The organism is Verrucomicrobiia bacterium (genome assembly GCA_035495615.1).
GTDB lineage: Bacteria > Omnitrophota > Omnitrophia > Omnitrophales > Aquincolibacteriaceae > DATJFP01.
Window position 1 is genome coordinate 65,189 of the sequence record DATJFP010000088.1, and the last position, 25,175, is coordinate 90,363.

The 25,175-nt window shown below is 62.3% G+C and carries 1 protein-coding gene (cut by a window edge); it reads right to left on the reverse strand.

Annotation, left to right across the window (positions count from 1 at the left end):
• Positions 1–25,104, reverse strand: the 5' end (the start) of a protein-coding gene (locus VL688_11115; protein ID HTL48597.1) for a hypothetical protein. It extends 46,776 nt beyond the left edge of the window; only the first 25,104 of its 71,880 coding nucleotides appear in the window; its start codon is at positions 25,102–25,104; its stop codon lies off the left edge, out of view.
• Positions 25,105–25,175 lie beyond the last annotated feature (71 nt).

The window sequence follows — 25,175 nt, forward strand, 5'->3', positions numbered from 1 at the left end:
CGGCAATTCGTCGAAGGACGGTTCGTCCGGCAGGACCGGCTGACGCAGCCCGAGCGCGCGGTTGCGGATGTTGGCCAGCGAAGCGACCGCGTTCAGCAGCTGGTTCAAATGGTTTTTCCCGCTCGAGGGATCCGTCTTGATCCTCTCGGGGTCGGCTTCGATGTAATCGACGGCCGCCTGCAGGCGTTTGCGGAAATTCACGACGGCGTCGCGGTTGTTGGTGTCCGCGGGCGTTTCGCGGATCACGTCCGCGGCCAGGGCGAGCAGCATGCCCATGTTGAACGGCGCCGCTTCCATCTGTTCCTTGATGAGTTCGCGCTCCTTTTTCTTGGTGGGGTCGAGGCGCGGATTGCGTTCGACGCGCAGGACGCGTTCCTCTTCGGGAACATCCGACCAGTTCGTCCATTCTTCGTCGCCGCTTGTCCGCAGGCGGTAGATGTAGCGCTGGGCCAGCTCGTCGTTCTGCAATTCGTGCGCGATGCGCAGGTCGAGCTTCATCGTGTTGTAGTCGTAGCCGAGCGCCGAGAAATCTTCTTCGATCCTGGAGACGATCGACTGGTCGCGGAAATACGGGTCGGCGATGTTCAGCCTGCGGCCGTAAAGACGCTCGAGGTCCGGGAGCATCTCGCGGATGTTGCGCAGGCGGCCGTGGAAGAAGTCTTTGAACGCCTGCGTGACGCGGCGGTCCCCGCCCTCGCCTTCGAAAACCGGGATGTTCCGCTTGTCGGCGATCTCGCGCGTGCTGATCACCCACGCCATGCGCATGTTGACCCAGTACTGAAGAACCATCTGGCTCGTCCACTGCACCAGGTCGCCGCGCAGACGGCGCGTGACGCGGCGGACCCTTTCGTTGTTGCCGCTCAGGATGTCGAGCAGGTCTTTTTCGAGCAGGCCCGCCTCGCCCAGGATCGGAAAATACTGCGCGCCCTGGCTTTCGACGATGGCGAGCGCGGCTTCGAACGCGCGGCGGTCGCCGGCATTGCCGCGTTCGATCATGTCGAGCAGCTGAAGGGTTCTTCCGATTTCGGCCCCAAACGGATGCGGGAGCCTGCCGACACGGACGCGCTCGCGCAGCCACGCTTCCAGCGCGTTGTACTGGTTCTGCGCCTGGACGTTGTTGGGAATGAGCTGGCCGCCGCGGTCGATCGTAAAAATGGTCTGGGCATTGCCGGTCATGAATTGCGGCACGTACAATTCGAAGAATTCGCGGCCGAAGACGTTTTCGTACATCTGAGCGAACCCGTCGTTGCTGATGTCGTACGGCGCCGGCCGTCCGTCGCGCGGCTGCTGGTCAGGAAGCTGGGCCCGGTAGAGGTCGAAGAAGTCCGCGTTGGTCTGGCGCAGGGCCGCGTCTCTTTCCGCCAGATTGCGGATGTTTTTAGCGCGGCTGTATTCGGGGGTCAGGAACAGCATGTCCCCGAGTTTTTTGCTCATCTGGTTGTAAAGCGGCTCCTTGGTCTGGTCCACGCGCGCGGCGACAGGCTGCGGCGGCGGATACGGCGTGGCGACCCAGCCTTCGCTGAAATTGTACAGGCGCGGCTGGTCCTGACCGAGCTGTTCGAGCAGCGTCTTGAACTGCTGTTCGTGCGGCTGCAGCGCGGTGGCTGTTGTGGGCGGCGGTGTCGCGCGCCCGCGGAACATGTGGAAGACCTGGCGCAGGCGCGTGATCTGCGACTGGCCGGGTTCGCGGCCTATGGCTTCCAGGCCCGTGCGGTAATTCTGCTGAAGCTGCTGGTACGTCGTGGTGGTAAGCGTTTCGCGGCCCTGCGGCCCGAGGATCGTGAGATTCTGGCCCGACGTATTCCACACGATCACGGCGCGGTTTTCCGCGAGGCTGGAGATGAACGTGTCCCGATCGATGTAAGAATAAGCCGTCCTGGCAAGGTTGCCTGCGACGTTCAAAAGAAGGTTCGGCTTGAGCTGGTCTTTCAGCTGGTCCACGGCGGCCTTGAAGCCGATGGCCGCGTCGCGGGCGATCGCTTCTTCATCCTGCGGCTGGAAAAGCGTGAGGCCCAGGATGATTTCGGGCGAAGGCCGGATGTAAGGCACGTCGTTTCTCTGGAAGAGTTCGTACTGGTTCGAGGCAATGATCTGCAGGGCCTTGTTGCGCGTCGGCGTGTCGTACAGCGAGTCGCGGGCGCCGCCGCGCACCCGCAGGGACGCGAGGCTGGCCAGCTTATAAGTATTAAGGAAGTCCAGGTCGTGGTTCGCGTACACCATCCGGGTCATGGCCACCCTGTAAGCTTCTTCGCGCAGGAAGTCGACGAGTGATTGTTCCGACTCGATGCGCGCGGCTTCCTGGGGCGCGCGGTAGTACACCGTCGAGGAACCCAGCTGCGCGGAATTGATGAACGTGGAATAACGCGTGACGCGCGGGGCGCCGTGCACGGCCAGGCTCCGGACCTGATAAGCCCGGTAGAACGTGTCCGCTCCCGACAGATGCCACCACGGCAGGAGCGCGGCGACCGGCGTTTCGGTGACTTCGGACATGATCACGTCGCGGATCCTCTGGGCCCTTTGCCCGGCGAGGTCTCTGACGGCTTCGCTCAGGATAAAGCCCATGTAGCTGGAGCGCGAAACCTTGGAAGCGAGGTTCAGGACTTCCCACTGCTGGTCGAGCTGGCCGCGCTCGTCCTTGTCGCTTTCCAGGTCACTCAGGAAGATCCGGCGGAAAGACTGGAAATCCGTTTCGTTCAGGCGGCGGAGAACCGTCCGCAGATTGCGGCCATCGCGCCCTTTGGCGGACGCGACCATCGACTGCAGGAGCAGGATGCGTCCCACGCGCTGGTTGCGCGTGATGTCCGTGGCATTGTCGGCGGAAAGGTTCATGCGGGCGAACAGGCCTTCGAATGTTTTCTTGAGCCAGTCGTATTCGTCGAAGCTGCGCGGATCGTTCCGGTGCAGCGCGGCCACTTTGTCCTGGTTGTCCGCTTCATGCCGCAGCAGGCGTGTACGCAATTGCCGGCTCTCGAGACGGATGCGGTTGGCCGGAGCTCCGGTCACGCCGCTCGGAATCACGCCTAAAGCGCGGAGCAGGTTCTGTTCCGGGTTGCGGCCGTCTTCGTTGCGGAAGACCGGGAAATTACGGATGGGGTCGATCGCGGTCGGATAGACCGACTTGTCATCGTCCAGGTAAAACTCCTTCAGGAACTGGCGGACGAGGTTGAGTTCGATAAGATCCGCGGTCTGGGTGAAAGTATCGTCGGCCTCCACGGTGAAGCTCCGGCGGTTGTTCCCCTGCGTGATCCAGTGATTGACGCGTCCCGCCTCCGGCAGCGTGGGCATGTGGCTGACCTGGCGCACGGCCGTGGCTGTCACCGGCGTTTCCGGCGAGCGGTTGGCAAGGAATTGCTCGCGTGCCGTTTCCGGCTCACGCCTCGGTTCCGGGCGCAAAAAGCCCAGGCCCGGCGGCGGCGGAAGAAGATCAAAACGCGGCATCAAAAGTTCCGGATCGATCTCCGGCAGCATGATGTCCGGCAGCGGAGGCGGCTCGATCGGGCGCGGACGAAGGAGTTCGTCGAGCGACGGATCGAATTCCAGCGGCGGCGCATTCGGGTCGATCGGGCCCGGGCGCAGCATGATGTCCGGATCAAAATCAAGGAGATCGGGTTCCACGTCTCCCGGCTGTCCCGGCGTGGGCGTTGCGGCCTGCTGGGCCGCGCGCTTGGCGCGCTCCTTATTCCAGATGTAGCCGCCCGCGATCACGGCCGCGACGCCCACGACGGCGCCCGCGATGATGATGTTGCGGCGGTTGACTCCCCGCTGGCGCTTGGCCGCGGCTTCGTCCGCCGCCTGCCTTTCCTTGGTCGATCGGGCCATGTACTCGAGCCCGTGCCGGATGGCTTCGATCTTGTCCGCGGCTTTGGGATGGATCGGAATTCCCTCGTCGCGGGCCGTTTCCTCGAACTCCTTGATGCCGGCCTCGATCGCGGTCTTCGCGTCCTCGATGGCCTGCAGGTGCTCGGGATAATCTTCCTCGTCGAGTTCCATGTCTTCATCTTCGATCAAGGCCTTGTGCTCGGCCAGAAGCTTGTTGTACGGCTTCACCGCTTTTTCCATCAGGATCTGTGTAACCTCGCGCACCCGTCCTTTTTTAACTTCCGCTTCCTTTTGCTTGGCCACGCCGATGTTGCGGTGGATCTGCTCACGCGTCGTCCTGATCTCGTCGATGCGCGCGGTCAGAGGATGGTCCGGCTGCTCGAGGCGCGGCAGCTTCGCGAAGATCGTCTGCGACTCCTCGGCAAGCTCGAAAAGGGCGATCATGTTGTTGACCGCATCGGCCGCTTCGTTCACCGCGGCCCGCTCATGATCTTCGATGGGCTCCGCGGTTCCTTCCTTGTCGCCGAGCGCCCGCGCCAGGTTGTAATAAGTCTCGTAATGTTCGTAGAGGGTCGCGCGCTGGTCGGCCGCTTCCGCCGTATCCGCGAAAAGCTGCGGCATAAAACCCTGCTCGCGCAGCGCCTGCAGGTACATGGCTTCGAGGCCGGGGACCTGGGCTTCCATGGCGCGCAGATCCCGCACTTTGATGAACCACATGGCATAGAGTTCCGAAAAGAGGAAGTTCCCGCCCAGGCGGTGCGACGAAGTCTCGGCGCGCAATTCAGGGCGGGCAATGCCGCTGACCGCGCCGGGGTCGATGCTTTTGAGCTTTCCGTCGTCGTCCAGGATGAGATTGCGCCAGACGTCATCGATATCCACGATGCGTTTGTCGTTTCTCAGTTTGACGGTCGCGGCAAGAGCGCGGTGGCGGCGCACGTCCGCCTGGAAGACGGCCTGGAAAACCGCGGTCTTCTGAGCGGGTTCGATATCCCCGCTCGCGGCGACAGCCTGGAGGATGCGGGCCATGTCCGGGCCCTTGTAATCCTGTTCCACGGTAAGCTTGCCCGGTTCCTCGGAAACCTGCCGCGTCGGAACGAAGAATTCGCCCAGCACGGCCTGGTTGGCGAGACTGAGGCGCGCCTTCGTGTCGTCGAGGCTGACGGCCTCGTATTCTTTGGTCACTTTCGTCGGATGGGCTTCGTCGTCGGCGCTCAGCTTGGCGTGGAACCCGGACTTGATGCTGACCGGCAAGGTCGCTGCCACCTGACGGAGGATGGCCACGACTTCCGCGGGAAGCGGCGCGTTGTTGCCGCGCTCTTCCTTGATGGCATTGTTCAGCGCGCCTTCGATCTTATTGAGGACGTTTTCCGCGTGCTCGAGTTTCGGCCGGTCGCCTTTCACGAGATTGGCGTAGGCAATGACGAGTTCGCGCAGGCGCCGGGCCGAGAGGTCGCGTCCCGTGCCTTCCCAGTTTGCGCGGTTTCCATCAAACCGTTCCCGCTGAGGCACGGACAAACGCGCGAGCATGCGTGCCTGCTGGCGGAGGATGTCGTCGATGTCGAGGAAGGCCTGCAGGAATTCGTCCAGATAGGTGCGCAGCGCGGCTTCGTCTTTGGCCGCAATGACGGCCTGAACGTTGGCCAATTTGTTCCGTTCGCTCCAGACCGCGCCCGCGGCTTCCAGGCGCGACTGCAGGACATCCGGAAAGTTCTTCTTTTCGACTTCGATCTTTTTCTTTCCCGCGAGTTCCTTGAGCTCGGCCGCCATGTCGCCCAGGATTTTTTTATTTTCCGTCTTGTCCAGGTCCGCGAGGATGCCGTCGACGTCGGCCGGCGTCGCGGCCGAGGTGATGCGGTCGGTGAATTGGCGTACCAGCGCGGTGCGGGTGTCGTCCTCCTGCCGTTTCTGGTCTTCGAGAGCGCGCTGGCGGGCCTGGGCCTGCTGCACGAGGCGCTCCTCGACTTCCGCCGGAAGCTTGGCCGCCCGGATTTCTTTGAGCACGGCGGTGATGTTGTCGAGCGTCGCGCCTTCGATTTTCTTTTCCAGGTTTTTGGTCTTACGGTGGATGTTGATTTCTTCTTCCAGTTCCTGCTGGGCGCCTGTCGAAAGCGCGCTCTTGCGGACTTCGTCCAGGATGCCGTCCAGCACCGCGAGATTGGCCACGGTCACGGCCGCGATGCGGCCGCGGAAGGACGCGATCAGCGCGTCCTCGGCCTGCAGTGTTTCGTCAGCGGCCGCGCTCAGCCCGATGCCGGTTTCTTCGGCCACTACGCCCGGAGGAGGCGTGCTCGGACGGCTCGGCGTCGGCGGAGTGACGCCTGCCGCGCGCGCGAGGTATTCATCGACGACGCTTTCCAGCGTGGCCTGCTTTCTCCAAACCCGCACAAGACCGTCCTTAATGAATTCTTTCCAGAGATCATGGCCCAGCTTGCGGCGCATGAAGTCCATGAGGACGGGCCCGTAATGATATTCCGCGGATTCCGGCGCACCCTCTTCGATTTTTCTCTTCAATTTCGTGGCGTGGAGGCTGCGCTTCTGCTCTGACAGCGCGGGGAAGGTCACGTCCAGCACGACATTGCCGGTCGCCGTTTCCCGCTGAAGGGTTTTGAGTGCCGCATAGACGAAATCGTTGGCCAGCGCTTCCGTGGCATAAAGCTGGTCCGGAGTGCGCGGGCCGGTCAGCGTGCGGTGCATTTCGTTGAAGATCGCATGGCCGACTTCCTCGATGTGGCGGACAAAGATGTCGGTCAAGCTCAGGTTCGCGATGTTGAGCGTGATGATGGTCTTCAGCGTCCCCTCTTCGCGGACCATGCGGGCACGGGCCTTCTTGTCTCCGTCATTGCTGGAACGGATGACGATCCGGGTGATGGGAACCCGGGTCTTGGGCCCGTAATATTCGCTGCTGAAGCGCGTCAGAAAATCGTTGAGGGTGTAGAGCTTGCCCTTGTAGGGGTAGACTTTCGCGTACTTCACGATGAAGGCAATGAAATGCGCGCGGTATTTCGCGTTCCACGACGCGTCTTCGGGATTGTGCTTCTGGATCATCTCGACGATCTTCGCGCGCACTTCGTCCTGCTCGGCTTCGTCTTCGATGTTTTCCTGCAAGTACCGGTCGATATCGTCCTTGACCTTGTCGGGCGTCATCTTCAACACCTGGAAAAGATGGTCGGTGAGCGTCCTCACGTTCACTTTACCCCAATTGAGGCGGACGCGCGCCACATTGGCATCCGCGTCATGAATGGCCGTATCGAGATTGCCTTCGCGCAGCAGGGTCTCGGCCACGGGCTCGCTGAGAATAAGGCCCTTCTTGACCTGTCCCGATTTTCCGTTCGCCGTCAGCCGCAGCAGCTCCACCTGCATGGGCATCAAAGCGCCGGGCTTTTCCTCCGGGGCCGCCGGCAGCGTGTCTTCGGCTTCGCCCGGTTCCGGCAGGAGTTCTTCTTCGTTTTCCGTGACCACGGCAGGCACGGCCACCGGCATTTCGGGGGTCACCGCCGCAACGGGCGCCACTTCGCCCGCTTCGCCGACGATGTCGGCCTGGGCCCGGGCCATGCGTTCCAGGCTTTCCTGCGTTTCCGTCGGGAGCCCGCTCGCGGCAACGGCGGCAAGAACGCCCGCGGCCGTGTCCGGAGTCATGTTCGTGATCTGCTGTTTGAGGTCCGCGATCGTGCTCGACATGGCCAGGGACATGCCGCCCTCGGCCTCGGACTTGGTGATGAATTCCCTTCTGGTTTCGTAAGGCCCTTCGAGTTCGCCCAGGTGCGACACGTAATCGGCGATCTGCCGGTTCACGGCCTCGCGGTCCGCCGCCTCGTACAAGCGCCCGAACTTTCTCTCGATCGCTTTCCGGCGCGCGTCGATTTGTTCGAGATGCTGCGTCAGGTCGAAATCATCGAGCGAAGCCATGGTCTGGATCTGGTCCAGCAGCGCCTGGCGGTCGAGCGCCTCGTCCAGCTCCGCGCGGAAGCCGCGGACCGTGCGCAGCACCAGTTTCTTGAAGCTCGCGTCTTTGGCGCGGCGGGCGGCAAGCGCGGCCGCGATCGGATCCTCTTCCGGCGGCGTCATGCGCAGTTCGGAGCGGCGCTGCTGGCTCTCACGCATTTCCGCCTTGAGGCCGGTAAGCTCTTCCTGCTTGGCCACATAAAGCGCGTCCAGATGTTTGAAGCGGTTGTTGTCGGTGGCAAAGGCATTCAACCGTCCCTGGATCTGCTGGTAATGCTCGACGGTAAAGGCCTCGCCGTAATTTTCGCGCATGGAAGCGGCCGCGGTCCGGATGGACTCGAGATGCTCGGTGAAATCGAAATCGTCGATGTGCTCCATGGACGCGATCCGCGCTTCGAGGACTTCCGTATTCAAGAGTTCGTTGTCGATGCGTTCCAGGAAATAACCGACGGCGGCAGGGACCAGCGCCGCAATCTGCCGGTCGAGATCCTTGTCGAAGTCCGGCACCTGCACCGACATGAGCGCGTCCGGAATCGACGTGTCCGTGCCTTCTTCATTAATATAGCGTTTGGCCGTGACGAGCGCTTCCAGGCGCAGCGGCACCAGGTGGCGCTGGGCGTCCGCGCCGATCTGCGGGCCGAATTCGTCGATGACAAGATTTTGAGCGGCGACAAATTGTTTGAGGCGGGCCACGGTCACGTCTTCTCCCGCGGCAAGGGGCTGTCCATAGAACCGGGCCATGATCGCCTTGGCCGGCGTGGGCTTTTTGCCGTGCGTGGCCTGGAACTGCGTCCGCAGCTGCACCAGCCCGTCCGACAATCTGCCGCGCGCCACGTCCAGGAGGCCGTTGACGCGGTTGGCTTCGATGAGCCGGTTCATGCCCGGCCCTTCGGCGAGAACTTTCCCCGCGGGAAGAACGGTTCCCACAAGCGTTTTTTGCGACGCCGCTTCTGCGATGGCGCGTTTCACGCGGCCGGCCGCCTCGCGCAAGACGCCGAGTTCCGAGAGGATTTCCTGCTGAAGGGCGCGGTAAGCTTCGTCGAGAGGTTTATAATTTTCGCGCACCGTAACGAGGCCGCTTTCGTCCTGGGCCGCGTAGGGGTGGTCCGCTGCGAGTCCTTCGAAGAACTTTTCGAGGACCCGGTCGACTTCCGTGGGATCGTCGGTTTTCGAGGGAAGGTCGTTGAGATTCCGGATCCGGCTCTGAATGCGGGTCAGCGCGCTATGCAGGTGGCCTTTTTTATCGGGCTGCGATTTGATCCGGGCCAGATTGCCGGCAAGCAGTTCTTCCATCGCCGCTTCCTGGTCCGGATGCGTGCGCAGGAAATCCACGATTCCCTTGTTCCCGATAATGTCGGTGAGCCGCGACAGTTCCGCCTCGACGGTGCCGTGCATGTCGCCCTGGACCTGCGCCAGCATCCCGCTCACTTCAGGCCTGAGGGTTTTCGCGGTTCCGTCCAGCGAGGCCTGCAGCGCGATCTCGTCGAGCCTGGCCGGGGTCATGTCCTGGAGCGCCTCGTTGTCCATGTGCAGCGCGGTCAATTCCGCCACCACTTTTTTCGAGATCAGAACATGATAAAGGTCGCGGATGTCGGCCGGCATGTCGTCAAAGCCCTTGCCGCTGGTCGAGGCCCGCATGGCCGCGGCCTTCAGGGCGTCGCCGGTCGTCTCTTCCAGCTTTTTCCCGGTCGCGTCGCCCTGGATGTCTTTCAGGTACTGGCGGACATTGTCCGCGATGGCATTGCGTTTTTGGGGTGCGAGGACCGTGACCACCTGGGTTTTCAAGTCCGCGGGCACGTTCTTGAGCAGGAGGAGCATGCGCTCGACCGTGACCACGGCATTTTTCTTCTCGCTGATGTTTTTCATCCAGCTCTGGACTGCGGCGGTCGTGGCCTTGAAAATCGCCGCGGCTTCATCGGCTTTGAGGGTGAGCTCCTGGCGCAGCGCGTCCGCGCTCTTGATCTTGCCTTCGGCCGTCGGATAATCGCGTCCCGGCTGGGCCTTGGCTTGATCGAGAAGCGAGAGCACTTCCTGGATTTTGGCCAGCCGGATATCCTCTTCCGTCGGGGCCGCGGCCGATGGAGGCGCCACTTTTCCGGGCGTCTGCAGTCCCACGAAAGAAACGTCATCGTCGTCGGCAAAAGGATTCGCGCGTTCCAGCCTCTTTTCCAACCCGTCTCCGGGGATCGAGGAGGCGTCCCGCGCGGCCTTGGCCAGCGCGTGCACGGTCTGATCCAAAGGCAGGGTGCGCGTCATCTCAACCAGTTCTTCCATGCCCGGGATCGGCATCACGCGGCCCACGACCGAGATCGTGGCCAGCGGCTTGCCGGGTTTGTTGGCGAGTGTCGTCGTCCGTATCGTGCTCAAACCGGCAGGCGTGCTCTTGTCGCCGCCGTCGGAATAAACCAGCGCCCGCGTTCCGGGAGGCACGTCCACCTGGGTGCGGTTGTTGCTGCCCAGCAGAAGAGCATCTCCGGAAAGGAATTCGTCGTGCTTGTGGCGGACGCCCAGATAAAGCTCCAGGTTCTCCTGCGTTGTGAAGCGCGGAAGCGTCTCGCCGAAATCTTTGGCCTCCACCTTGCCGTCCGGGAGAATGAAAATGCCGGTGCTGTCGCCGTAATCGAGACCCAAGCCCGCGTATTTTTTCTTATCCGGATCGGCAATCTGCCGTGTTTCCGGGTATTCCCAGACAAGACGGATCGTGAGGGTGGTCATGGCCCGCGAATGAATCTGCCGGGCCCGTTTGGCCTCGGACAAAGCTTCATTGGCCGCATCGACCGCGTCCTCGAGGACTTTCAAGGCGGCCTCGGGCGTTTGCGCCGCGAGCAGCTTTTCCCGGGTGGCTTCCTTCTCGATGGCGGCGATCACGATAAGCGCGGCCTGCCGCCCGTCCGGCTGCCCTCCGGCACCGTCCGCCACCGCGATGAGGCCCCGGTCCGGCAGGTTGAGAATGGCGTCTTCGTTGTTCTGGTCCGCCAGCGGTTTATTGATGCGGTACACTGCGGGAGCCGTGTAAGCCCAGGTCGTAAAACCCGTAGCCTTGCCTTCGATAGCTCTCTTTTTCGCGTCAAAATCATCTCTTACCCAAGGCCTGATCCGCTCCGGAAGCGCTTCGATCTGGCCTTCGACCGCCGCCAACTCCCCCGCGCTTGAATTCAGCGTCAGCGCGTCGACTGCCGCCCGCACCGGCATGTAACGGCGCCGGTCTTCCTGGATGCGCTGGGTAATCTGCAGCTTCTTGGCATCGGCCGCGCGGCCGATCTCGTCTTCGAAGCGCTGATAAACGCGCGGCGTGGTTTCTTCTTTGGCGCTCTCGACGTTTTCGTCGACGATGGCGATGCTGAGGATGTTGATGTCCGCCTTCTGCAAGTCCTGGATAAATTGCCGGAGCCGCTGCTCATCCCTCTTATCCTTGGCCGCGATCTTTTCTTTCTTGGCCCGTATGGCTTCCTGGACGTCGGCACGCTGCCGCAGCCGCGCATCCGTCAAAATCTTGGCCGCTTCCCCTTCGACATCGGCTTCCGCGACGGTTCTGGGGTCCAGGGCTGTGATCTTGCTAATGGCTTCGAACGCCGCCTCCTCATCCGCGGCAACCCGCGTCCGGATGGCCTCGTTCTTTTCGGCGAGCCGGGCCTGTTGCAGCCGGGCCGCGGCGTCCTGCGCGCCGTTCAGCCGGTTTTCCAGCGGTGTGACGTCCGAAAACGCATTGAGTGGGGTCAGCGCATCGACTTTGGGCGTAATGTCCGCTACGATCAGGCCCACGACTTCCCCGATTTCCCGCTTCAAAGCCGCCTGCAGTTCCGTGTCTTCCTTAATCTGGTCCGCGCGGCTGAGCAGCGCTTCGGCATCCGAAACCTGCGCCGCGGCAACATTCTTGCGGAGGTCTCCCAGGAGCCTGCGTACGTCCGCCGCGATGTCGTTGTTCGAGCGCGAACGATCCCCGATCGACTGCCGAGCGGCTTCGAATTCTTCTTTGAGCGATTCTTTGAGATCTTCCCGGTCCGCGACACGCGCTTCCTGAGCCTGCACGTCCGATTCGTTTTTGACCCGGCGGAGCTGGATCTTGATATCCGCCATCAGGTCGCGGTCGAGGCTCTCGCGCTGCGTGATGGCCTCTTCCTTGGCTTCCACCTCGCGCAAAAGACGCGCCGCCCGTTCGCCCCGGGCGCCGGTCACGCGCGCCCGCAAGCCCTGCGCGGCGGTAAGGTCGCTGCGGTCAGTGAGCTGCGCGATCTGCGGTTCGATCGCATCCATGATCTTTTCCGCGGCCGCGTCGATCTCGCCTTTCACCTTGTCTCTCAGTACGGCGCCCGCGATCTGATCCGCCTGGTCGGCAAGGTCCTGCATGGTGCGGACATAAACGCCGTCGATCGCGGCCGTTTCCGTAATTCTCAGGCGCACCGCGGCGGCGGCCGTGTCATCGGCCTGGATGCGGCGCTGGATCGCGCCGCTGATGTCATTGGCTTTTTGCGCGAGGCGGTTGGCGCGCTCGGTCTTCGCATTGACGAAACGGCGGCGCTGCGCCTCGACTTCCTCTTCGGTGCTGAGTTCGCCGAGCCGGTCGAGAGACTCGTCGATGTGAGCGGCGACAAGCACCATTTTGCGTTCGATGAGCGCCTCGAGAGGGCCGCGCATTTTCGCGTTCTTCAAGCCGGCCAGTTTTTCCGTGACGGCTTCGACGTCCTGCAGCGCGGCCGTTTCCGTGTCAAGGCCCTGAAGCGCCCCGCGCACGTCCTGGTCGATCGCGCCGTCCTGCCGGATCCGTTCCTGGATCGCGGTTCTTTTCTGCGTGGCAAGATCAAACAGCTCGGGAACCGATTCCGCTTCCTGCATCCGCGCTTCCTGCGCGGCAACGTCCTTTTCTTCGTTCAATTCCGTGAGCGCTTCCAGTTTTCCCCGGATGTCGGCCGCTACAAGCCCGCGCGACTGCTCGATCGCGGCAACAGTCCTGTCGCGAATGGCCACGGTCACGATTCCCTGCGCCCGGGCTTTCGCGGTCTCAAACGGCTTCACCGTTGCCGTGGCCGGCGTTTTGGGAAGGCCGCCGAGGATTTCCCGCGCGGTTTCTTCGTCGCGGCGTCCGCGGTCGCGGATGCGCGTCTTGATGTCGGCGGCGAAACCTCCGATGCGCTGACGCTGCCGTTCTTCGGGCAGCCGCGCCACGGCCGCATCGACGTCCGCTTCCGTGCTCTGTTCGTTGGCGGCGAGCGCGTTCATGGCCGCCTGCGCGTCCCGGATCAGTCTCGAATCTTCTTCTTCACGTTCCCGCAGGAAATCGCGGCGCGCCAAAGCCGCTTGCCGCAATCCTTCAACTTCGGGCGATTTGGCGTTCTTCAGCCGGTCTTCCTGGGCGCGGATGTCGTTGACGTCTTCCGCGGCGGCGATTCGTTCCCGGATGTTCTGCACCACGGCAACGCGCTTGGCCTCGATCTGCGGCCTCGCTCCTGTTTTCAAATCCTCATAAGGTACGGCTTCTGCCCGCTCGGCATAAGATTCGATGACTCCGAGCGGCACGCCGTCTACGCCAAAGCCCGTCACGTCGCCGACCAGCCGTTCCATTGTTCGCTGGTAGTAATCGTAAATCTGGGCTTCCATCTGAGTCCGCTTGGCCTCGAGCCGCGGGAACACGAAAAGAAGGAGCGCGTGAAGGCTGGGGGTCGATTCGGTTTGAGCCAGGAGGTTCTTTTTCGCGCGCGCGTAGGCGGTTTGTTCCGCCGCGGCTCCGGCCTCCTGGTATTCTTTCAGCGCGCGGACGAATTCGTAGGAACTCTTCTGGTCCAGGGGCGGCATTTCCGTGGAAGTCAGCATGGCCGCGGCTTCGGGCACGATCTGGTCCGGCTTGTCGAGCTGTGCCGCCATGGCCGAGATGAGCCGCGATTCGTACTCGGCGAGGGCGGCTTCAGTCGTGCTGAGGCGGGCGCCGATGCGCGATTGAAGTTCCGAGACAAGAGGCGCGGGACTGTCGGCCGTTCCGGCAAGCGCCGCGGCTTCCTGGCCCAGGCCCTGGAGGCTCTGGTAATTTTCGTGCGGATCGCCGCGGGTCTGCTCGAGACGCTGGGCAATGTCGCGGAACTTGATCGTGTTATCGACCTGCGGCGTACGAACTTCGCCGGGCAGCACTTCGAAAAAGGCAATGACCGCCAGGATGGCGTCGAAATTCGCGGCCACATCCCCCATGTGGGGCTGCAGCGCGCCTTGCAGGAGGGTTTGTCCGCGCGCGGCAATGATGCCCGGAATCTGGGGCCTGTCCGCTTCGGAGGCCGCGCCGCGCTGCGCGTACGTGTCTACCAGGATCTGCGGGCTCATGGCCTGCGCCGTCGTGGTCTGGATCAGTTGAAACGCCCGGGCCAGCTTCAGGACGTTCAGGGCGTCGTTATTTTCAGGAGAAAATTTCGTGGTGTCCCACGTGATGGCGGCCAGACGCTCGAAGGAGTCCGCGCGGTTGATTTGCTTGGCCAGCCGGCCGAAGCGGGATTTTTCCGTGCCGCGCCATTTGATCACTCCCCAAATGGCTCCGGCTCCGGCCGCGAGACCCGCTGCGATTAAAGCGGGCCCGGTAAGATTGGGCGCGTTGACCGTGACGCCTCCTGCTTGTTCCGCCAAATACTGATAAAGTTCGTAAACGCCGTAAACCGCCACGCCGGCGCCGGTGAGAACTCCCAGGCCGAGCAGAATGCGGTTTCTCCAGACGCGGGCCGTCTCTTCCCGTCTTTCCAGTTCGGTCTTTCTCGCGCGCGCGCCGTCCTGCTCCGCCGCGGGCAGATCATTGATCACAGCTTCGGTAATATCGGCCGACCGCCGGGCTGCTGCGACGGCTGCGCGCGCATCCTCGATCTTCTTGAGAGCGTCGCGCTTTTCCCGGGCCTGGTCCCGCTCGCCGTCGTTTTCGAGATCCGCGAGCACCGCGTCGGTAATCTGCGCCGACTGCGTGGCCGTGGCGACCGTACTTCTCGCGGCTGCAAGGCGCGCCGCCTGGATCGCCGTCCTCTTGCCTTCCGCGACTCCGGCGAGCCTCGCCGCTTCCGTCGTCTGAGCTCCTTCCAGACGCGCCGTCTGCGCGGCCACCTCTTCGATCGTGCTGGCGTCGGTCAATGCCGTCAACTTGCCTTCGATGTCCGCCACGATTTGCGTGACTTTGCCGCGGATTTCATCTTCCACCGCCCCGCGAGCGGCCCCGTCTTTGATGCCGGCCGCCAGAGGCAGAAGAGCTTCGGCGTCGCTTATTTTCGCGGCAGCGGCATCGATCTGTCCGAGCTGTGTCCGGATATCGCGCGCTTTATCCTCGTCACCCCGCAGCCGGTCGCGAATCTGTTCCACGGCGGCATCCGCCTGGTCTTTCACCTGGATGCGGAGACGTTCCTCCAGACCGTTCACAATGGCGGCGAGCTGATCTTCCGTGGCCGTTTCCAAATCCAGGGCTCCGATCGCGCGCTTGGCCTCAGCGACCGCGCGGCCGTCCGCTTCGATTCTCGCCTCGATGGCTGCGCGTTTGGCTTCCGCCAATTCCCGCAGCCGCGCTGCTTCGGGAGTCTTGGCATCTTCGAGGCGTGCGGTCTGCGTCACCACCGATTCGGGAGTGTTGAGTTCGGTGAGGGCATTCAATTTGCTTTCGATGTCGGCGACGATCTGCCCGACTTTGCCGTTGATCTGGCTTTCGACACTGCCGCGAAGCGTCGCGTTCTGGATCTGCGCGGCGCGCGTCAGCAGGGCTTCCGCGTTTTCGATCGTGGCGCTTTCAGGCTGAACCTGCCCGAGATCCGAAAGGATGGCGCCGGCTTTTTCGTTGTCGCTGCGGCCGCGCTCGCGGATCGCGGCAATCTTGGCATCCGCTTCGTCGCGCACATGATCACGCAGGCGGGCCGGCAGCCCGCTGCGAATGGCTTCAACGGCGTCTTCCGCCGCCGTGTTCACATCAATGTCGTCGATCTGGCGCTTGGCTTCGACTATAGCCCGGGCATCGGCCCCGAGCCTGTCGCTGATCGCCTGTTTTTTCTGTCCCGCCAGATCGCGCAGGCGTCCGGCATCGGCAGCGGCGGCGCCTTCGAGCCGCGCAGCCTGGGCATCCGGGTCAGCCAGCGCATTCAGTTCCGTCATGGCGTTCAACTTGCCTTCGATGTCCGCGACAATCGCGGTAACGCGGGCGTTGATTTCGCCCTCGATCGCGCTCCTCAAGGTTTCTCCCTTGATCTGTTTCGCCCGCGGCAACAAGGCTTCGGCGGCGTGCACGTTGGCATCGCCCGGAAGGAGGGCCGCAAGATCGCCGCGGATCGCTACTGCTTTTTCATCGTCGCTTCTCAAACGTTCGCGGATGGCCGAGAGCGCCGCCGCGACATCTTCCGCAATCTGGTCACGCACGCGTTCGGGCACGCGCGTCTCGATGGCTTGGACCTGGGCAGGCGTCGCGGTTTCGGGATCGAGCTGGCCGAGGTCCTGTTTGGCCGCCGTGACGGCTTCGCGGTCCGCGGCGATGCGCCTCGTGATGGCGTCCATCTTGCCGCGCGCCAGATCGCGAAGGCCTGCGGCTTCCGAGGTAAGCGCGTCTTCGAGGCGCTGGACCTGCGTGTCGACTTCGGCCGCCGCGCTCAACTCGGTCAAGGCTTCCAGTTTTCCGCGGATGTTTTGGACGATCCCGCCCACTTTCGCGTTGATTTCATCCCGCACGGTTTCTCTCAGAGCGGGGTTCTTGATGTCCGCGGTCTCCGTCAAAAGGGCTTCGGCTTCTTTGACAGCGGCCGTTTCAACCGGCAGCAGTCCAAGCCGCTCACGAATGCTTTGCGCTTTTTGTCCGTCGGTTTCGATGCGCTGGCGGATCGCAAGCAGGGCCGCCTGCGCTTCGGTGCTCACCTGGCCGCGCAGACGTTCAGCAAGACCGTTCACGACGGCTTCGACATCGGTGGCCGCGGCTTCATTTATATTAAGGCTCGTGATCGCCTGCTTCGCCTGGCTTACGGCGAGCTCGTCCGCCCGGATCCTTCTCTCGATGGCGGCCGATTTTTCTTCCGCAAGCGTGCGCAGCCGGCCCGCTTCGGACGTGGCCGCGTCTTCCAGCCTCGGCGTAATCGCCGTCACGCTGGCGGGCTCGTTCTGGTCCGTCACGGCATTCAATTTCCCTTCGATGTCCGCAACGATCGCTTTGACTTTCTGATTGATCTCGCCTTCGACCGCGGAGCGCAGCGTTCCGTCTTTGATCTGCCCGGCGCGGGTCAGCAGCGCTTCCGCGTCTTTGATCGCCGCCGTATTGGCAATCGCTCCGAGGTCACCCCGGATGGCCGCCGCCTTTTCGGTATCGCCCTGCGTGCGTTCGCGAATCGTGGCGGCCGCGGCATCCGCTTCGGCCTTGACCTGATCACGCACCCGTTCGGGCACGCGATTGCGAAGGGCTTCTACGTCGTCCACCGCGGCCGTGTCCAGATTGAGCGCCGCGATCGCCTGCTTGGCTTCGCGCACGGCGCGTTCGTCCGCGTCGATCCGGTTTTGAATGGCCCTGGATTTCTGCTCCGCCAACTCCCGCAGCCGGGCCGCTTCCGGCGTCACCGCGCCTTCAAGCCGCGACGTCTGGGCCGTCACTTCTTGGGCCGTGCTGAGTTCCGTCAAGGGCGTCAGCTTCGTTTCGATGTCCGCGGCGATCTGGCCGGTCTTGGCATTGATCTCGCCTTCCACGGCCGGACGCAGCACCGCATCTTTGATCTGCGCCGCGCGGGGAAGCAGCGCTTCCGAATCCGTGAGCTTGGCCGTCGCGGCGGCGATACCCTGCAGGTCCGAACGAATCGCCGCGGCTTTTTCTCCGTCGCCCCGCGTGCGGTCGCGGATCGTGGCAATGGCCGCGTCCGCTTCGGTCTTCACCTGCTCGCGCACCCGCTGGGGCACCCCATTGCGGAGGGCTTCCACTTCGTCCACCGTGGCCGTGTCCAGATTGAGCGCCGCGATCGCCTGCCTGGCGCCGCTCACTGCGAGCGTGTCGGATTCGCCGCGGCCGGAGATGGCCTGAGACTTTTGGCCTGCCAGCTCCCGCAGCCGGGCCGCTTCCGGCGTCACCGCGCCTTCGAGCCGCGCCGTCTGGGCCGTCACCTGGTCGGCCGTGCTTTCGTCCGTCAAGGCGTTCAACTTTCCTTCGATGTCCGCGACGATCCGCGTCACGACCGCGTTGATTTCGCCTTCCACGGTCGTCCGCGCGGTCTGGTCCTGAATCTTTGCGGCGCGCTCGAGCAGCGCTTCCGCGTCTTTGATGTTCGCGGCCGCCGGCACGATCCGTCCGAGATCCGCGGCAAGGGGCCCGCGAAGCGCCGTGTCTTCTTCGCCCCGCTTTAAGTCATCCCGCCGCCGTTGAGCCCCTGCCAAAATCACGTCGTAGGCGCTTCTTTCATCCCCGGCGAACGTCACCCCCGTCACAAGCCGTTCCGCTTCATCAAGTTTCTGCTGCGCCTCGGCCGCTGTGTCCGCAGCCTGGGCTGCGGCAAGCAATCCGACCAGCGAAACAACATTGCCTCGGCGCGTTACCTGCTCTTGTTCGGCTCGCTTCAAGTCGCGCTGCTTTACGCGCAGGGCTTCGAGGGCTTCGGTATAACGGGCTTCTTCCTGGCCGGCAAATGTGACCTGGCTGCGCAGTGCCGTGACGGTCGCGATCGTGGCTTCCGCCTGCGTCGACGAGGTCGGCTCCACGGCCAAAAGAGCCATCAGGTGCCGGACTTTTCCCGAACGTTCGGCTTCCGCATCTTCGTCCGTCTTGAGACGCTGCGCGGCTTCGCGTGCAAGCCCGAGCGCATCGGTGTACTGCCGCTGTTCATTCCCCTGAAATTGGACGCGGCCTGCAAGGTCTTCGGCTTCTCGGATCATTTCCTCGGCTTCGGATGCCGTTGCGGCGCGCTGCGCGCCTGTCAGCAGGCTCTGGATGCGGCGCACCGAGGCTTCGCGGTCCGCGACAAGTGCCCGATGCTCGGCGATGAGTCCGGCCAGCGCGCGCGTGCGAGTGCTTTCAGCGGCGCCTTCCAGCCTTTTTTCCTGGAGGTCGAGGACGCCTGTGTCATAAGTGCTCGTGACCTGGGTCCGGATATTGGATTCGATGGCAAGCGCGGTTTGTTCGACTTCCCCTTCGAGCGTCGTGCGCAGGCCTTGATTGCGGACGCGCGCCACGTCCTTCAGCACGGCTTCCGCTTCCGCCAGCGTGGCCGTCGCCGCTTTCACATTCAAATTCGCGAGCGCGTCACGTACGGTCCTGGCCAGGGTTTCTTCCTGCGCCACGGCTTCCTGGATGGCTTTCTTTTTCTGTCCCGCCAGCGCCTGGAGCCACGGCTGGGCCGCGGGATTGAAACGCCTTTCCTGCGCCTCGACCGCGCTGACGGCCGCGGTTTCGTCCATCGCGGTCAGCGTTTCCTGGATGTTGTCAATGAGGCTGCCGATCACGCGGCCGACTTCGCCCTGCCACGCCTGACGCACGCCTTTGTTCTGGATCTGATTGACCCGCTGATAAAGCATTTCCGCGTCGCTGATCTGGGCAGTCGTAAGGTCGAGGCCCTCGATCGCTTCCATCACGCCTACGGCAATCTCATCGTCTTTGCGGATCCTGTCGCGGATGGCCTGGCGCACGGTCTCGGCTTCTGCGGCAATGCGCGTCTGGAGAGGTTCCCGCAAAGTCGCGGCCACGGCGTTCACGTCTTCTTCCTTCGCGGTCTTCGGATCGATCTTGCTCAGTTTCCCCAGAACGTCCTGCACGCTCGCCGCGTCTTCAGTTTCCTGCAGGGCCATGAGATCCAGCACTTCCACGACCTGTTTGTCCCCGCGCACGGCGTCTTGGAGCCGCAGCGGAAGCGCAGTGATCGCGGCTTCCACGTCCTGGGAGGCCGCTTGCCCGATCACCATGCTCGTGATGGCGGCGATCGTCTGCGTTTTCATCGCTTCGTCTTTCTGCTCACGGGCCGTGATCGCGCGGGTCATCTCCTCCACCTTGCTGCTCAGCCTTTTGAGGACGTCTTCCGGAAGGCGGAGGGCCATATCTTCGGGAAGACGGAACATGACGGCGTTGACCTGAGGCACGGTAGAGGTCTCGACCGGAAGAGCGCCGATCTCGGCAACCAATCCGTCGATAAAGGCGGAGTCGCTCGCCGCCTGGAAACGATCATGGACCGCCTTGACGCCGGCCGTGAGATCCGTGCGCAGATTTCCGCGGTAGCCGCGGGTCCGTTCGCTCTGAGCGGCAAGCTCGTCTTCATTTTTGACTCCGGCCAGACGCTCGACGACGTTCTGCGCCACCTTCTCCTGCTGCGCGGCCGCGGCCTGTTCGATCTGGTCCCGGTAAGCGCGGCCAGGCGCAAATCCCAGCAGCCGCAGCCCCTGTTGGACAAAAGCCGAGACGTCGCGCACCGACACCTCGCGCGCGTCGATTTCCCCGATTTGCCGGACAAGGTCTTCCACGGCACTATCCATTCTCTGCCGGCTCCGCTGTTCGCGGCTTTCGGCAAGGTCACGCTGTCTTTTCTGTTCACGGGCCTGACGCGCCTGGTCGACCGGCACGGCTTCGAGTTGTTCGACCGCGGTTTCGCGGGCCTGTTCTTCCGGCTGTGGCACGGGCTTGGGCTGTTCTTCGGCCACTTCGGCCGCGGGAACTGACTGGACCACGAGCGAATACAGATGCGCAATGTCTTTGTATTCCTGGAGGACGAGCTTGATGACTTCCGTACGCGTCTGCACGGCCATCTCGAAAAGCGCCTGCTTTCTGCCTTGCGCGGTTTCATCCGCATCGGTCGTCGACTGCTGTTTCAGCGCCTCGAAAAGCGCGCGGATGAGCGCCGGGAGCTGGGCGAGTTTTTCCTGGACGGCCAGAAGCTGGCGCGCGGTCTGTTCGCTGGACAATTCTTCTTCGCTGGCAAGGCGTAAGGTTTCCAGGGTGTCGCGAAGGCTGTGGAGTCCCTGCACGAAGTTCGCGCCGTCCTGATAGCCTTCGCTCAGCTTCGAATAAATATCGCGGTAGGCCACACCGATGGCCTGGACCGCGTTGTCTTGGGCCGCCCGCAATTTCTCATCCAGGCTTCCGAGCGCTTCATCGAGCTGCTGGATGCGTTCGGTGAAACGCACGCGCAGCGCCTCGGCCCGGGTCTGGATTTCAGTGCCTTCATAATAAGATTCCCGTGACAAGGCAGCCAGCTGCTCCATGACCACGTCCCGAAGCCGCCACAGGGTGTACTGTTCGTTTTCGATGACCCCGGCCGCTTCACGCACCAGCGGGAATTGCCCCGCGGGCTGCTGCAGCTGGGCCTCAAGCTCTGATATATAGGAAGCGGTGTGCCCGAGCTCCTGGTCCGTTTCGCGTTCGATTGTGTTCAAACGGCGCGTCAGCACGCCCATGTTATATTCCGCGATTTGCCGGATCTTCTCGTCCGCGGCGGCGCGGACGCGGTCTTTGAGATTCGCGGGTAGGAGATCGACCAGCCGGTTGACTTCCGCGGGCGTGCCGACCGGAACCGAGACTTTCGTCTCGATGGCGGCCGTGACTTTTTGCACCTGCAGGTCGTCGAGCTTGCCCAGGGAAGCGGCGCCGCGCGCAATAACCGCGGCAAGCGCCTGCCTTCTGGATTTCAAAAATTCAATTTCGCTTCGCACGCCGGGATCCACGGCGTCCGGATTTTTTCCGAAGGCATCTACCTTCGCGTCGAACTGCGCGAGCGTCCTATCCGCTTCCTCCCGGATTTTCCCGATCTGGAGCCGGATCGTGTCGAAGATGCTAGTCGTTTCTTCGGTGAGGTTCGGGACGTTCATGAGGCTTTCGGCGACTTCGAGGCTGCGGATCAGCCTCGTCTCTTCCGTTTCGTAGAAAGCGCGGGCTGCGGTGACTTCGCCCTTCAAGGCCAAAACGCGTTTTTCCGTGAGTTGGATTTTACGCGTCAGTTCCCGGATCCCGGCCTGGGCGTCTTCGGTCACCCTCTTCAGGGAATCGTCGAGCTCGCGGAGAAGGTCTTCGGGTTCTTCCGTCGTCCTCAATTCCGCGCGCAGGCCGACAGCAAGCTGGGGCATCTGGCGGGCATTCCCATTCAAGCTTGCGAGAAGCTGGCTGCGTCCTTCGCTTCCGAGACCCGCAAAATAGGCATCGGGCCGGCCGAGCAGTTCGCCGATCAGGGCCAGGATTTTTCGGACCGCTCCCGCCGACGGAGTCTGCTTGAGTCCCGCCAGCGTCTGTCCCGCTTCCGCGATCGCTTTCTTGGCATCGACCGCCGCGGGCTGCTGCACGGGTTGGCGGGCCCGCTCGAGCGCACGCGCGATGCCGGGAAGATCGCGGATTTCAGGAGGCAGGGCTTCGAGAGTCTTGGCAATTTCGGCGACTGGTTCCGGGACCATCTCCGGATCGAGCTCGGGCGTCAGCGAAACATCGAGGGCATGCTGGATATTATTGTAGAGCAGATTCCCTTCTGTCCCCGTGGCCTTGTCTTCGTAAGAGAGCTTCTTAATAATGTAGTCGCGCAGGTCCGCCATTGCGAGAGCGATCGTGCCGGCCTGAATCTGGCGCGCGGCAAACAGAATCGCGTGATGGTCATACGTAATGCCCGTCGTATCCGAAACCTTGGGCATGTTCGCGGCGCGGTCTTCTTTCCAAAGGTCCTCATTGCTCATGGCCGCTTCCGGGAAGGCCTTGTTATGCTGGCGCAGCGATGCTTCCTCAAGCAAATCCAGGACGGCGTTCCGCTGCTGGCCGCCGAGCGCGTTCCAAGCCGCTTCGTCCGACCGGCGGATCAATTCGATCTGGTCGCGCAGCGCCTGCTGCAACTGCCCGGCCGCCTCTTCCCGCTGGATTTGGGAAGTCCACGCCTGCGGCAATTTATCGAGGATCCAACGCTGTACCTGGACCGAATAATCCGTGACTTTCTTTTCCGTGGCCGTGCGCGGAACGGTGAGGCTCATCGGGTCTCCCGGCTGGACTTGCAGCCGGTCCAGATGCATCAGGAAATGAATGAGCGCGTTCTTTTCCTGCTTCGTCCACGACGTAAGCTCGGAGTTCCACCGCTGAAGCCCCATGAACCGGTTTCTCGAGAGATCGTAGCGGCGCTTTTCGATTTCCGGACGCGGGCGCTCCACAGCGCCTTCCTGGAACCGCAATTCGCCTTTCAACGCGGCCTGGCCGAGGTCGGTAACGACGACGCTGATCTGGCCGGGCTGCACCTTGCCGAGCGCTTCCGTGACGGCCGGATCCCTGACCAAGTGCGCATCCACGGGCCCGGAATAATAGTTGCTGTCGCCGAGCTCCAGCCGGTTCAAACGGTCGGGCTGTTTGAAAAGCCCGCGGGCTTCCGAATCCTGGCTGCGAAGCACCTTCGCAAAAAGGCGCAGCGCCTGTGTCTTGTCTTCGCCCGTCTGCCACAAAAACTGGTTCGGACCTTTCCGCTCCAGCACGCCGCCGAAACGGTTGACGATCGCGAGGAGACCCTGCTGGTATTCCGCAGGAATTTCCGCGGCGATTTTCTTACGCATTTCCTCGAGCGCCTGCTCAGGAGTATTGCTTTCGAAGATGCTTTCGACGATCGTCAGGGTCATGAGGAAAAAGGCGTGCGCGTATTCAGGATCGCGGGCGATGAAATCGGCGGCTTCCTGGCGGAGACCCAGGCTCGCCGCATTCAGAAATTCGCGCGCCTTGGGCGATTTTTCGATGACCATGTGCCAGGCCGCGAGCTGGAAGCGCGGGTCGCTCAGGCTTTGCTGCTGGGGCGGGAGGAAAGTCTCCACCAGCCGCGTTTCGAGCGGCATCGGCTTCTGGCTGAGGGCGTCCACGTAAAGCTGCGTTTCCTTGGTGTCGTCGATCTGGCCGTGGATCCGCGGCGCGATCACAAGGAAAGAATAATCGTTTTCCTTGAGATAGGCCTCGATGCCGGGCGTATGGAAACCACCGGTAATGATCGCCATGATCTGCTGCTTCCCGGATTCCATTTCCCCGACCGCTCTCTCGATCAGGATCTTGTCGCGTTTGAGAGCTGCGGAATAATAACGCTCCACGCGGCCAAGATCCTGATCAAGGATCTCCAAAAGGGACGGCAATCCATTGGAGAACTGATGTTGCTTTAAGAGCGGTACGAGGAAATTACGGAATGTCTCTGCCTTGAATTCGTCGCGGTATGTGTAGAAAAAGTCTGCGTCCTGCTTGGTCAGGGTGAAATTGAACATCTTCTGGTAAATCTCGAAAATGCGGAACAGCCGGTCCAGCTGCACTTCCTCTTCGTTGCGGAACAGCTTGTTCTTGATGTCCCGCTCGAGCGCCTCGATCTCGCTGAAGATCGCGACGTCGATCGAATCGTAGAGCCTCATATATTTAAGGTAGCGCAGGACCTCGTCGTACTTCTGGGCCAGCTCTTCCTGCCCGGCCCCCTGCGTCGACTGCATGTTCTGGATTTCGACCTGGAGATAGCCGTAATAGTCCGCGCGCTTCATCTTCTTCATGCGGAACTGGACCGTGTTGGTCAGAAACTCGGAGAGTTTTTCACGCGTGAGGACGTTTTTCAGGTCGTTGATCAGGTCTTCGATGCTTTTTTCGGCTTTGTCGAAATCGATTTCTTTTTCGAGATCGATGAGCGAGAGAAGCGAGTGCATGCCCGGATAATCGTAAAGGGCGATGTTTTCTTTGCGGGCCGTTTCCACGAGATGGCGGACGTAACTCACGAGTTCGTTGCCGCCGGACTGGAAGGCCTGCCGGTAATGCAGCATGTCCCGCAGATCATCGGAGAAAACGAACCGGGAAACATCGTCCATCAGCTTTCCGAGGTCCGCCAGAACTTTTTCGTCTCGGTCTTTGTATTGCAGGGCGTCGAGATAAGCGCGCCTGTTTTCTTCATAGATCTGGCGGTCTTCCACGCCGTACAGGTTCAGTTCCGGCCGGTCGACGATCGCGAGGTATTCGGGCCCCGTCAAACGGGCTTCTTTCAAAAAGTAATCCGCGACATTTTTGCGGGCTTCTTTGTTCGGAAAAAACGAAAAGAGTTCGGTGAAGAGTTCGCCCTCGGCGCCTTCCAGGTTGATCAGTTTAAGACCGTAATTTTTGGCGAAATAATCAAGGATGCCCGCGATGTTGCGCTGGGCCTCTTCATTTGCATGAGCGTCCTGGATGTGGATGACGATGCGGTCGCGGGAACCCTGGAAGTTTTTCTTGATTTCGCCGAGCGCCTCGGGAAGGGCCACGGCATCGAGCTTGGCGCGGGTAGGCCAATCGTAAGAAGAAGGAACAGCAACGTCGACTTTATTCCGGTTGGCAAGGCTTTGCACCAGCCCCCCGCCGTCCGCCCATACCACATCATGTACGATGAAGATCAGGGCGACCAGGAGCGCAACAGTGCGGAGCCATGGTTTCGCTCTACGCGTTTGCCAATCTATCATGAGGATTTGCCGTCCCTATGTTTTGCTGGCCAAATTGACGTGCTAACTTACCGACTACTTAAAAAATTGAT